Annotated in this window: 11 protein-coding genes; 3 read left to right on the top strand and 8 right to left on the bottom strand. The window is 62.6% G+C overall.

Features of this window, described 5'->3' with window-relative positions; all coding sequences use genetic code 11:
* Positions 1 to 25 precede the first annotated feature (25 nt).
* The 4 genes from JNB71_RS11620 to JNB71_RS11605 form a co-directional block, all read right to left on the bottom strand.
* On the bottom strand, positions 26 to 2,110 hold the full coding sequence (locus JNB71_RS11620; protein ID WP_220372251.1) for a methyl-accepting chemotaxis protein: 2,085 nt from the start codon (positions 2,108 to 2,110) through the stop codon (positions 26 to 28).
* A 260-nt stretch (positions 2,111 to 2,370) separates the two neighbouring features.
* Positions 2,371 to 3,453 (bottom strand): extracellular catalytic domain type 1 short-chain-length polyhydroxyalkanoate depolymerase, encoded by a 1,083-nt coding sequence (locus JNB71_RS11615; RefSeq protein ID WP_220371931.1) that lies wholly within the window; start codon positions 3,451 to 3,453, stop codon positions 2,371 to 2,373.
* 135 nt (positions 3,454 to 3,588) lie between these two features.
* A complete protein-coding gene (locus JNB71_RS11610; protein WP_220371930.1) occupies positions 3,589 to 4,341 on the bottom strand; it encodes a crotonase/enoyl-CoA hydratase family protein in 753 nt (250 codons plus the stop codon).
* Positions 4,342 to 4,380: 39 nt separating this feature from the next.
* Positions 4,381 to 6,162: an acyl-CoA dehydrogenase gene (locus tag JNB71_RS11605; RefSeq protein ID WP_220371929.1), complete on the bottom strand. Its 1,782-nt coding sequence runs from the start codon at positions 6,160 to 6,162 to the stop codon at positions 4,381 to 4,383.
* Positions 6,163 to 6,368: 206 nt separating this feature from the next.
* Here JNB71_RS11605 and JNB71_RS11600 point away from each other — a divergent pair, with 206 nt between their 5' ends.
* Positions 6,369 to 7,361 carry a transporter gene (locus JNB71_RS11600; RefSeq protein WP_220371928.1) on the top strand — a complete coding sequence of 331 codons (993 nt, stop codon included), beginning with the start codon at positions 6,369 to 6,371 and terminating at the stop codon, positions 7,359 to 7,361.
* Between the two features lie 60 nt (positions 7,362 to 7,421).
* On the opposite strand, the gene JNB71_RS11595 is transcribed toward JNB71_RS11600, so the two are convergent.
* A complete protein-coding gene (locus JNB71_RS11595) occupies positions 7,422 to 7,880 on the bottom strand; it encodes a BA14K family protein (protein ID WP_431028685.1) in 459 nt (152 codons plus the stop codon).
* A 297-nt stretch (positions 7,881 to 8,177) separates the two neighbouring features.
* Here JNB71_RS11595 and JNB71_RS11590 point away from each other — a divergent pair, with 297 nt between their 5' ends.
* Positions 8,178 to 9,155, top strand: a complete 978-nt coding sequence (locus JNB71_RS11590) for a glycoside hydrolase family 25 protein (protein WP_220371926.1) — start codon at positions 8,178 to 8,180, stop codon at positions 9,153 to 9,155.
* A 198-nt stretch (positions 9,156 to 9,353) separates the two neighbouring features.
* On the opposite strand, the gene JNB71_RS11585 is transcribed toward JNB71_RS11590, so the two are convergent.
* Positions 9,354 to 9,659, bottom strand: a complete 306-nt coding sequence (locus JNB71_RS11585) for a DUF982 domain-containing protein (RefSeq protein WP_220371925.1) — start codon at positions 9,657 to 9,659, stop codon at positions 9,354 to 9,356.
* 485 nt (positions 9,660 to 10,144) lie between these two features.
* Between JNB71_RS11585 and JNB71_RS11580 the strand changes: the two genes are divergently transcribed.
* Positions 10,145 to 10,309 carry a hypothetical protein gene (locus JNB71_RS11580; RefSeq protein WP_018330104.1) on the top strand — a complete coding sequence of 55 codons (165 nt, stop codon included), beginning with the start codon at positions 10,145 to 10,147 and terminating at the stop codon, positions 10,307 to 10,309.
* A gap of 75 nt (positions 10,310 to 10,384) precedes the next feature.
* Here the strand turns inward: JNB71_RS11580 and JNB71_RS11575 are convergent, their stop codons facing one another.
* Both JNB71_RS11575 and JNB71_RS11570 read right to left on the bottom strand, forming a co-directional pair.
* Entirely contained in the window at positions 10,385 to 11,473 is a 1,089-nt protein-coding gene (locus tag JNB71_RS11575; RefSeq protein ID WP_220371924.1) for a hybrid-cluster NAD(P)-dependent oxidoreductase, read from the bottom strand.
* Between the two features lies 1 nt (position 11,474).
* Positions 11,475 to 12,719, bottom strand: coding sequence for an aromatic ring-hydroxylating oxygenase subunit alpha (locus tag JNB71_RS11570; protein WP_220371923.1), 1,245 nt, complete (start codon positions 12,717 to 12,719; stop codon positions 11,475 to 11,477).
* Between the last annotated feature and the right edge of the window lie 36 nt (positions 12,720 to 12,755).

The following is a 12,755-nucleotide window of genomic DNA, read 5'->3' as shown; positions in this document are numbered from 1 at the left end:
CTGACTTCCCTCGCATCGCCGCCGCTCAAGCGGCGCGACGACCGTAGGCGGGCTGCCTTGCCGTTATCGATGGCTGGCTGTCCCCCAGGTTGAACTGCGAGAGCAACTCGTTCAGCGCCGCCGCTTCGGAAGCGAGGCCATGGCTGGCTGCCGTCTGTTCCTCGACCATCGCGGCGTTCTGCTGGGTGCCCTGGTCCATGGTGTTGACGGCCGTGTTGATCTCCTGCAGGCCGGTCGACTGCTCGCGAGTGGCCGTCACGATCGCGCCGATATGGGCATTGATCTCCTGGACTTCCGCGACGATCTTCTGCAACGACTGGCCGGTTTCGCCGACCAGCGCCACGCCGGCGCGTACCTGCTGGCCCGACGTTGTGATCAGCGCCTTGATCTCCTTGGCCGCATTGGCGGAGCGCTGGGCGAGTTCGCGCACTTCCTGGGCAACGACGGCAAAACCCTTGCCAGCGTCACCGGCGCGTGCTGCCTCGACGCCCGCATTCAGCGCCAGAAGGTTGGTCTGGAAGGCGATGTCGTCGATGACGCCGATAATATTGCTGATCTCACCGGACGACTTCTCGATGCCCTGCATGGCGTTGACGGCGTCGCGGACGACTTCGCCAGACTTTTCCGCCCCGGCGCGGGTGCGGGCGACCAGCTGGCCCACTTCCTCGGCGCGACGGGCCGAATCCTTGACCGTCGTGGTAATTTCCTCGAGTGCCGCGGCGGTCTCCTCGACAGAGGCGGCCTGCTGTTCCGTGCGGCGGGCGAGGTCGTCGGCGGCATGGCGGATTTCGCTGGCGCCGGCATCGATGGCCCGGGCATTGGTTCCGACCGCCTGAAGCGCGTCGTGGAGCTTGGTGACGGAGTTGTTGAAGTCGGCGCGCAGGCGGTCAAGATGCGAAACGAAGGGAATGGAGATGCGGTAACCGAGGTCTCCGTCGGCAAGACGGCCGAGACCGGTCGCCAGCGCTTCGACCGCCTGCTGGATGTCGGCGGTTTCCTTCGTCTTCAGCGCTTCGCGCTCGCGGCGCTCCTGCTCCGACAGCGAACGGCCGGCGTCGGCCTCACCTTCGAGGCGCACGCGCTCGATGGCGTTGGTGCGGAAGACGGCAACGGCGGCGGCCATCGAACCGATCTGGTCGCGGCGTTCCTGGCCGGGAATTTCAGCCTTCAGGTCGCCCGCGGCAAGCCGCTCCATCGCATGCGTCATATCGGTGACCGGGCGGATGACGAGGCGGCTGAGCAATGTCGCGAGGAAGGCGATCATCACGCCGACGGCGAGCAGCGTGGCAATGGTTGCAGCGATGCGGAACTGGCCGGCGACGGAATAGGCGAGATCGGCATCGACTGCGAAGCCGACATACCATTCGACCGACGGCAGGTCGGCGACCGGCACGAAGCTGACGAGCATCGGCTTGCCATCAAGCTCGGTTGGCATGATCGCGGAGCCGATCGACGGCGTGGCCGCCGGGAAGGCATCGCCAAGCGTCTTGGTGACAAGCTTGGCGTCCGGATGAACGAGGATCTGGCCCGACTTGTTGACGAGGAAGGCAAAACCTGCGCCGCCGCCGACATCGACGGACTTGATCATGTCGACGAGGGTCTTCAGCGAGAAATCGCTGCCTGCAATGCCGAACAGCTTGCCATCGCGCTTCACCGGAACGGCCGCGCTGATGATCAGGTCGCCGCTCGATGCGTCGATATAGGGATCGGTGAGCACGCTGGCATCGGCCTTGGCGGCCTGCTGATACCACGGGCGCTTGCGCGGGTCATAATCCGCCGGCAGGGGCAGATCCGGCCAGCTGGTGAATTTCCCGGTCTCGTCGCCGACATAGGTGCTGAGGAATTCCTTCTCCAGGACGCCGTTTCTGAGCGCGCCGGCGAGGCCCGCGTGATCGGCGGCGCTGCCGGCCGCGTTTGCGGCCATTGCCGTCAAGGTGACGCGGCCGTTCAGCCAGTTGGCAACGCTCCGGGCGGCCTGCTTGCCGGAGGAGGCAATGTTCTCCTCAACCGCGCGCGTCGTCACGGCATGCTGGAGGCTGTCGATATATACGGAAAAGCCGGCAAAGGCGGCGATGACGACAAGCGACGCGGCGATGAGGATGCGCGTCATCAGGTTCGATCTTTTGGACAAGGCAGGCTTCCTTATTGCGGTGCAGCTTTTGCGCAACCAAATCGCCGATGGACGCGACGGCGCGCGGGGCAGACCCTGAGTTCGCGAGATGAAGACATGCCCGGAGGCGAAAACGGCGCGCGTCATGCGGCCTGGAGGGGCTGAGATGCCGGTGATGGCCGGACCATAGCCCGCCGTACTTAAGGCAGCGTTAAAAAATTCATGGGCTGAAATGCGGAGATTTTATCGGACTTCCCCGCCTATTCGGCGGCCTGTCTCAAAGCCGAAAGCAGGGCCGGTTTTTTCAGTCCCCAGGCGGTCGCGAGATGCATCGAGGAGGAAATACCGGCATCGAGCATGAAGGGACCCGGCGTATCGGCCCGCACCCGCGAGGCAGGTCTTGGCTTCAACGGTGTTCCATGCGCCATCCCCTCGATCAGGTACAACTCGACGGCCACCTCGCCGGACGCATGCTTCCAGACGCGGCGGATATGACCGTCGACCACATTCTGCGTGAAGGCGTCGCGCTCGAGCCCATGGACGTTAAGCCATTGCTGGAGCAGCGCCTCGGCATTGGAGAGCGAGACCGTGTGGTCCCGCGTCCCGTGCCATATGGAAACCATGGGGAAATCCCGCTTCACCGGGGATGCGGCACGCACAAGGTCGCCCCATTCCCGCGGCGTCCGCTGCGGCGCGTTCTTCATGGCAGCGAGAGCGCGCTGCACGTCGCGGGCAGCGCCATAGGGCAGACCGGCGATGATGCCGCCGGCACGAAACACGTCTGGATAGGCAGCGAGCATGGCCGCGGTCATTGCACCTCCAGCTGAAAGGCCGGTGATGAACACCCGCTTGCGGTCGATACCGTGCGTCGCCGCCATTTTGGCCACCATCTGGCGGATCGACATCACCTCGCCGCGGTCGCGCGTGACATTGCTCGGGCGGAACCAGTTGAAACAGAGATTGGCGTTGTTCGAGCGTTTCTGCTCGGCATAGACGACGGCAAAGCCGCGCTCGCGCGCCAGCGTCGACCAGCCACTTCCCTGGTCGTAGGCTTCCGCCGTCTGATGGCAACCATGCAGGACGACGACGAGCGGCGATTTCTTCGGCAGTCCCCGGGGCACATAACGCAGCATGCGCAGATGGCCGGGATTGCTGCCGAATGCCTTGACCTCTTCCAGCCTGCCGACGGCTTTCGGCTTTGCGGTCGCCGGCACCGGTGCCGGGGCAGAAGTGGCAGAAACGACAGCCTTGCGGGTGATCTTGACGGCCTTGGCGAGAGTCCTTTCCCAACGCCGGTGCTGTCTCAGCATGTCGGAGAGGGAAAGCTTGAAACGAGACCGCATGGACGAATCCTTGATTTTGCCGGCATGCCCCCAATGCCGAAATTCCTCCACGCAACAGACTGCAATATGGGTCTCATCCCACCATCCGGCAAGGCATTATACGTACAAAGTCCTGCGATCGACCGCCCCCGACAGTCAGCGGCGCAGGAAAGCCTCGAAGGCAGCGCGCGCTTCCGCACTCTTCAGTTGTGCGGCAAAGTGTTCGGCCTCCTCCTGGATGCGCGCGAGGACGTCGGACCGGTCGCCACGGATCAACCGGCGGGCGATGCGCAGGGCTTCCGGCGGCTTCCTGGCGAGGTTCGCGGCGAGCGCCAGCACCTCCTCCTCGATCGTGTCGGTGCCGGCGATCCTCCAGATCAACCCGGCTTCCTGCGCCTCCTCCGCCGTGAAGGGCTCGCCCGCGGCGAGCAGCGCAAAGGCACGCTGGTGGCCGGCGATGCGCGGTACGATCAGGCTGGAGGCGGCTTCCGGCACCAGCGCCAGATCGACGAAGGGCGTCTTGAAGACCGAGCGTGCCGAGGCGATCGTCAGGTCGCAGTGGAGGTGGATCGTCGTACCGATGCCGATCGCCAGGCCGTCGACGCCGGAAACGACGGGCTTGGCAGCACCGGCGAGCGCGCGCAGGAAGTCGAGCACCTCCTGCCCCATGGTTCCGCCCATGGCAAAGGCCATGAAATCGGCCATGTCGTTGCCGGCCGAAAAACAGCCTTCGGTTCCGAGAAAGGCGGTGACGCGGACGGCGTCATCGGTGCCGGCGACGGCAAGCGCATTGGCCATCTTGGCGTACATCGCCCTGGTAATGGCATTCTTCTTGGCCGGTCGGTTGAACCGTATGACCTGAACGCCAGGATAGTCTTGTGGCCGCTCGATCAGAACGTCGTCCGTCATGGCAGTCTCCTTTAGAAATCAAGGGTCAGGCGCAGTTGTTCAGACAAGTGCGATGCGGGCGGCGGCAAGGCTTGCCGCGCCGTTGATGATGCTGTTCTTGAGCGTCGCCGTTTCGGACAACAGGTTCTCGGCGGCAAAACGGCAGAGCGCGATGCGGGCGACGCGGCCACCATCGCCCGCCTCCGTCAGTCCGCCCTTGGCGAGGTAGACGCCGGTCAGCGTCAGACCGAAGAGGCGCTGGTAGGCGGTCGCGCCAGCAAGCGCGTCGGCGGATTTGCCCTCCGCCAGACGGGCGAGCAGCCACTCGGTCGCCGCTTCAAGATCGGCGATCGCATCCGCGAGGCGGTTGCCCGTTTCGCCGAAATCGGCGAGGTTCGATGCGCCCACGTCTTCGGCAATGGCCTTCAATTCGGCGATGAACCCGCGGACATGGCCGCCATCTGACAATGGCAGCTTGCGGGTGACGAGATCGATCGCCTGAATGCCGTTAGTGCCCTCGTAAATCGGCGCGATGCGGGCGTCGCGGAGATAGCGCGCGGCACCCGTCTCCTCGATGAAACCCATGCCGCCATGGACCTGGATACCCATCGAGGCTACATCGACGCCGACATCGGTGCCGAAGGACTTGGCGATCGGCGTCAAAAGGCTCGAGCGTTCCAGCCAGTAGCGTGCCGTCTCGCCCTGCGAGACATGCGCCCGGTCAACGGCGCGGGCGCAGGCAAAGGCGATGGCACGCGCCCCCTTCGTCAGCGCCTTCATGGTCAGCAGCGTGCGGGCGATGTCCGGATGCTCGACGATCGGGCTCATGCCGGTCCCCTGCCAGCCCGGCGCCTTGCCCTGCTTGCGTTCGCGCGCATAATTCAGGGCGTGTTGCGTTGCGGCGTCGGCCATCGCCACCCCTTGTGTGCCTACGGCAAGGCGGGCGTTGTTCATCATCGTGAACATGCAGTTGAGGCCCTTGTTCTCCTCGCCGACGAGGTAGCCGACGGCGCCTTTCTCGTCGCCGAACTTGCCGTCGCCATAGACCATGGTGCAGGTCGGCGAGGCATGGATGCCGAGCTTGTGTTCGAGCGAGTGGCAGAACAGATCGTTGCGGGCGCCAAGCGAGCCGTCTTCGTTGACGAGGTATTTCGGCACGAGGAACAGCGAGATGCCACGGGTGCCTTCCGGCGCTCCGGCAAGACGGGCAAGCACCAGATGAACGATGTTGTCGGTCATCTCGTGTTCGCCCCAGGTGATGAAGATCTTCTGGCCGAAAATGCGGTAGGTGCCGTCGTCGCGTCGCTCTGCACGGGTCTTCAAGACGCCGAGGTCGGAGCCGGCGTGCGGCTCGGTCAGATTCATCGTTCCCGTCCATTCGCCGGAAATCATCCTGGCGAGGAACACCGATTTCAGCTTGTCGGAGCCGTGCTTTTCCAGCGCATCGACCGCGCCCATGGTCAGCATCGGTGCAAGGGCGAACGCCATGGAGCCGGCATTCCAGAATTCCATCGCCGCGATGTGCAGCATATGCGGCAGGCCCTGGCCGCCGAATTCCTCCGGTGCGGTCAGGCTGTTCCAGCCGCCTGCGGCCCAGTTGCGATAGAGATCGCGCCAGCCGTCCGGCGTCCTGACCTTGCCATCGACCAGCTTGGAGCCCTGCCTGTCGCCGATGTCGGCAAGCGGCGCCACTTCTTCATTGGCGAAGCGGCCGGCTTCTCCGAGGATGGCGTCGACGAGATCCTCGTCCAGATCGCCAAAAACGCCTTCGGCCAGATCCTCGGCGAGGCCAGCCACGTGCTTGAGCGTGAACAGAACCTCGTCCACCGGTGCCTTGTACATATCGTCTCCTCCGCAGTCACATGACAACATTGCCGTCCAGCAGTCCAGCAAGGGCATGTTCGTCGGATCGAGAAATTATTGATTTTTACGTAAACGTCAACAATTGATCGTACAGTGCCATGCATGCCGATGATGGATGCCTGTAACAAAACTGTCATGAAACGCGACTAAAGCGAAGTCTGGCCTCCTCCCGGGATCACGCCTGAATGAATCTCATCTCCTCGGAAATCCCAGGCCTCGTCTGGGCCTACCGCTTTTTGCCAGGCGAAAGCCGCTGCCTGCGAATTGCCACGGATTCCTCCATCGACGCTCTGATGGAAGGCGACGGATGGGTGTGGCTGCATCTGGCGCTCAGCGACGCCCGTACCCCTGCCCTGATCGAACGCATTACCAGCCTGCCGCCGAGCGCGCTTTCGACGCTGACCAGCCATGACACGCAGGCGGCCGTCACGGTCGCAGACGACATGATCTATGGCACGCTGGTCGATTTCGAGCGCACCTTCGACGCCGAGACGAAGACCATCGGATGGCTGCATTTCGCCGTAACCGACAAGATCATCATCACCACGCGCCTGCATCCGCTGCGCAGCATCGACCGGGTCAAGGTCGCTGTCGAGAAGAACGCTCGCTGCGCCCGACCCATCGACCTGTTCGAAATGATGGTGGTCGAGTTCCAGCGCACGCTTATCAGCCTCGTGCTGGAGTTGACCGAAGACCTCAATGTCATCGAGGACGATGTCTATGGCGAGGCAGGCCACAACCATCAGCCGCGCCTCGCTCCGCTGCGGCGAACGGCCGTGCGCCTGCACCGGCATCTGCGCACGCTGTTGGCCTTGTTGCGGCGCGCGGGAACCTCGGAGGAGGATGAAGTGCCGCCGGGCTTCATCGACGTGGCGGAGCGCCTTTCAGATCGATTGGAATCGGTCGATCGCGATGTCTTTGCCCTGCAGGAACGCGCCCGTCTGCTGCATGAGGAAATCGACAGCAAGCTGTCCTCGGAAACCAACCGCCATCTCTATATCCTGTCGCTGATGACGGCGTTCCTGCTGCCGCCGACGCTGGTCACCGGTTTCTTCGGGATGAACACCAGCGGCCTGCCCTTTGCCGATGGCGGGCACGGCACGCTTCTCGCCGGATTGTTCATCCTCTTCTCGATGGGCCTTGCCTGGACGATTCTCAGGCGGATCGGAATACTTTGAAAGGCACAAAAAAGCCGGAGACAACATCTCCGGCCATTTGGGTGCGCGTAAAGCAAACCATCAATACGGCGACACGCACTGCCGGCGAGGACCGCTATACGGCTGGTAGGTGTTGTCGTAGGCGCGGTAGCTGCGATAGCGGTTTGCGCACCATTCGACATGGCTGCCGCCATAGCCCACGGGCGGCCGTGCGATGGCTCCGCCGATGAGCGCGCCGGTGGCAAATGCCGCGAGCGGGAACCAGTACCCGTTATATTCGCGATAGCCCGGGCGGTAGTAGCGATAGCCACGATGACCGCGGTAATAGGAGTAATCGTCACGGCGATAATCCCGGCGATACTCGCGGCGATATCCGTCACGATCCCGCCAGCGCTCGTCGTAGTCGCGCCGTCGATAATACTGGACCGTCTCGACGTCGCCTGCTTGCTCCACCTTTACCGGTGTGGGAATCTGGGGGAAAGCCAGTGATGGCGTGAAAGACGTTGCCAGCATCACTGCCGAGAGGCCCAGAGACGCCATTTTTAAACTCCAAACACTCATGGGTTTCTCCGTTCTATTATCATCCACAAGATCGTCTTGGCCTGAGAACGGTTCGCGGTTCCTTTTGTTCCGTCAACCACCGGAGATAGGCACGTCTGCAGCATTCGCGACGAACGTGTTTAGGGCCGGTGCCTTCACTCATCTCGGCCCCACCCCAGGGATTGTGGCCGCGCCGGCGAACTGCGAAGGGCGTAACCGAAGGGAACCGAGGCGAAAATCGCCTGCAAGGCTCAAGCTGTTAACTCTCGGTTAACCCTGTTTCAGCACCCTCTTGTGATGGAAAAGCGCCGGTCTATCAGCTTGGGCATGTTTTTCCGCCTCGCCGCTATCCTCGGCGTCGCGCTGTGGCCGGGCGGCGTTAACGCACGCGACATCACGCCCTGGAAATCCAAGGACAATGCCCTCGTCATCGACGCCTACGAGATGAACATCATAGACTGGGAGGAGATGCTGAAGGACAAGCGGATCGCCGGCTTCATCTCCAAGGCGTCGGACGGGCTGCCGGAAAGTTTCGCCTGCACGGGAGATCATGGCGGCGATACGGTTGCCCACTGCAAGACGATGTGGCGGAAATACGCGGTCAGCCGCGAGCTCTACCAGACACGGCGCCTCATTGCCCGCGCGAATGGCCTGCTCTGGGGCGCCTACCACCTCGCCCGTCCCGGCAATCCGGTCGACCAGGCCAATCATTTCCTGGACTATGCGGAGCCCCGCGACGACGAACTGATGGTGCTCGACATCGAAGGCCTCGATCCGGAAAAATACATGTCCCTGGAGGATGCCGCTGTTTTTGCCGGCCACATCAAGACCCGCACGGGTCGCTACCCGATGCTCTATACCAATCACGTGACGGCCAAATACATCGCCACCAACCGGGATCGCTTCCCGATCCTGTCTCGCCTGCCGCTCTGGTATGCCCGCTACAAGCCTGGCATTCGCAACGTCTTTCCGATGGGAAACTGGGACAGCTATGCGCTGTGGCAGTTCTCCTCGGCGACGAATTGCGGAAGGCGCCGCTGCCCCTACCGCGTCGCAGGAACGCTGCCCGACATCGACGTCAATGTGGCCGCGATGAACGCAAAGGCCCTCAGGGCCGTTTGGGCGAAAGGCGATCTGCTGCCGGCAAAGCCGCTCGACAAGCCACTGCTGATCGCCACCGGCAAGGCAAGCGTCTCCGTCGGCGCGAGTATCGGCGTCGACCTCACGGTAACGGGATCAATCGGCAGGGTTTCCAGCGCACTGGCTTTGAGGTAACAACAGTGCCGAGCGACAACGCTTGGTAGCAATGCATTTGCCGTCGTCGTGTTTTCACGCGTGAACCTCGTTACCCTTTGGCCGCATAAATCAACACCGGCGACGGCAAGGACATAGTGACCGATTTTGCCGCAACCGGCACGGCTCGCGAATCGAAGAGCCGGGCGGCGGCCGTTTCCACCGCCCGGACATGTGACGCTACACGACAGCCGAGGCGCTGCGCTGAACTGGACGGCCATGGGGTAGCGGTGCTGCCATGACCGCCGGCAGACCGGCCTCGAGGCAGGCGGCGATGAAGGCCTCGCGCGCCACCGCCGCCGGCGTCATCCGGTTCAGGGCCCGCCGGCAGGAGGAGACGGCACGCTCATAGCGCGCGCCTCGCTTCAGCGGCCACTCGTGCTCCAGGAAATCAAGGGCTTCGTAGACGCTGCCGAAGGTGCGTTCCAGACCGGAGCGCAGCGTCACTTTCAGGGGATGGGTCCACGGAACATCGCGAATAGTCATCTCTTTTTTCCTCCTTTTTCTGACTACCTCTTCGCGGGTATCGGAGGATAATATTGGCCGCGAATTCGCGCGTTCAAGAGGCGCTTCGGCCACTGTCGCCGCGCTACGATCAAAGGCCCCCTCCAAGGTCGGAAGGGGCCAAAGGCATACGTTCTAAAATCGGCGCAAGATGCTAATCTCTTGCGTATTTGATTGTACTAAATTAGCCGCATCCAACAAGTAACGTTTTCCGACAAAGGGTCGTCCGTGCGTTACCGCACCGTCCGGAGAAGAGAGGGGAAAGATTGCTCGCCAGACAATCGCAATGCCGACTGGCTTGCCTGAAAGGGCCCGGAATTCTTGAATATTGTCAATGATGCAAATCGAATCGCCGGGTATATGAGCCTTCAACCGCAAGGCGATCCGACTTGCTATTGACGATGATTTGAGAGAGAATCGCGCCATACCCTCGGGAGCGCGGGCAAGCTGGCAGATTGGAGAAAATAATGCGTGCTAAGTCTCTGATAGCGGTCGCCGCGGTCGCACTACTGGCCCTTTCGGGATGTGCAAGTACCGGCGCGGGCAATACGACCTACAGCCAATGGCAGGGCGCCTATCCTCAGCCCGATTTCAGCGCTTCCAACCCCGGCGGCGTGCGCATGTCCTACTAGCGCCAGCCCCGGCTGCCTCCGGATGAAGGCCGCCCCTCACCTGCTGGCAAGTGAAGGGCGGCAGAGCCTGGGCGCTCACGCCTCGATCTGCACATCCCCAAGCGGACGAGAACAACAGGCGAGAATGTAGCCCTCATCGATTTCGTCGTCGAGGATGCCGCCATTGTGCTGCATATCCACCTCGCCTGAGACCTTCATGACGCGGCAGGTACCACAAAGGCCGCCTTCGCAGGCAGCGCCGATGCGTACGCCGGCAGCGCGCGCGGTCTGCAGGATGGTCTGTCCCGGCAGGCATCTGGCTTCCTTGCCAGCCATGGTGAAGGTGATGGTCGAGACCGCGTCACCATCGACCCCGGCACCGATCGGCAATGCCTCCGCAGCAGGCGGCGCCGCCGGCTGGAAGCTTTCCTCATGATAGCGGTTCATGTCGAAGCCGACGCTTTCGAGCATCGACTTGACGCCGCGCATGAACGGCTCCGGCCCGCAACAGAAGACGGTCCGCTCACGGAAATCCGGCGCCAGCAGAGCGAGTTTCGAGGTCTCGATACGGCCGCGCAGGCCGTGCCAGCCATGGCGCGGCGCGTGGGTTTCGACGATGAAGCCGAGATTGAGGTTCGGCATGTTGCGCGAGATGTTCTCGAGTTCGTCGCGGAACAGCAGGTCGTCCGGCTGGCGGGCGCAGGAGAGGAAGGTGACATCCGTCTGCGGCGCGCAATCGGCCATCCAGCGGGTCATCGACATCATCGGCGTGATGCCGGAACCAGCGGAGATGAACAGGTATTTTGCGCCCGGGTGGCGAACGAAGGAGAAATCGCCAAGCGGGCCGAACGCCTTCAGCTTCATGCCGGGCTTCAGGTTCTCGAACATCCAGCGCGTGCCGATGCTCGATGCCTGCGCCTTGACGGTCACGGCCACCGAGAAGGGCCGCGAGGGCGTCGAGGACAGCGTATAGGTGCGCATCACCGGATCGTCCGTCTTGACCGGCAGCTCGAGCGTGACGAACTGGCCCGGCAGGTAGCGGAACCAGCTGTCCCTGTCGGCCTTGAAGGCGAAGGTCATCACATCCGGGGCTTCCGTCGTGACTGAGATGCATTCCAGAAGATGCTGCCGGTCGTTGAACGGCTGCAATTCGTCGAAGTGCCGGAAGGATGAGGCAATCGTCATGTCAGGCGACCCGGACCAGAGGGGTGGAGGCTCCATGCAGGCGATCCTGCATGAAGTTGACGTACCATTCGACGAATTGCATCACGCCACCTTCATGCTCCGGCGAATAGGGGCCGGGCTGATAGGCTGGCGAGCGGATGCCGAAGGCGTTTTCCTCGACGATCTGGCGATCCTGGTCGTTGGTCTCGGTCCAGACATGCGTCAGTTCTTCGAGGGTATAGTCGACACCTTCGACGGCATCCTTATGCACCAGCCATTTCGTCGTCACCTGCGTCAGCTCAGGCCCGAGCGGCAGAACGCGGAAGGTGATGGCGTGGTCACCCAGGATGTGGTTCCAGGTGCTCGGGTAATGGAACATCAGCAGCGTGCCGATGTGGCTCTGGCTGACATCGTCAGACAGCTGACGCTTGACGGCACGCTTGCCCGACATGGTGTAGCTCTCGGCATCCTGGATCAGCGGCATGCGGGCGATGCGGAACTGGCCGGTCGGCGACATCCTGAACTCGCTCGGCAAGCCTTCGGCTTCGCATTTCGCCCAGTGGGCCGCGATGATCGGATCGTCCTTGGCGCCCTGCACGCCGGTCGCGGTCGGCGCTTCCGGATAGGTGCGGCAGAGTTCGGGATGGTTGGCGGCGCAGTGGTAGCACTCGCGGTTGTTTTCCCAGACGAGCTTCCAGTTGCCCTTCTCGATGATCGTGCTCTCGTAGGCGACCTTCGTGTCTTGCAGATTGTGCGGTGTGACATAGGACGACACCATGTCGCGCATCGGCTGGAAATCCATCGGCTCGTCGGCGAGGCAGATGAAGATATAGCCGCCGATGGTTTCGCAATGGATGGGCTTCAGGCTGTGCTGCGCCTTGTCGAAATCCTCGCCCATCTGGCGGGCGAAGAGCAGCTTGCCATCAAGTTCGTAGGTCCACTGATGGTAGGGACAGACCAACTTGGCCGAGGAACCTTTCTGCCCGGCGCAGACGCGCGAGCCGCGGTGGCGGCAGGAATTGTGGAGCGCCCGGACGGTGCCCTGGCGATCACGGACGATGACGACCGGATAATCGCCGACCTGGACGGTGAAATAGTTGCCTGCCTTCGGAATCTCGCAGTCATGGCCGATGAACAGCCAGTCCTTGTACCAGATCTGCTCCATGTCGAGCTTGTAGAGATCGGGATCGGTATAGAAGGCCTGCTCCAGGCTGTGCCCGTCACGGCGGGTCTTGAGTTTGCGGAGGACTTCGCTGCGGAGATCCATGTTCGTTTCCTTGTGCTCGCCACTTTTCGATTGAGC

The organism is Rhizobium herbae (assembly GCF_019511375.1).
In the GTDB taxonomy this organism is placed as follows: Bacteria; Pseudomonadota; Alphaproteobacteria; order Rhizobiales; family Rhizobiaceae; genus Pararhizobium; species Pararhizobium herbae_A.
Note: the sequence above shows the minus strand (reverse complement) of the source record. Positions and strands in the feature narration are given on the sequence as shown.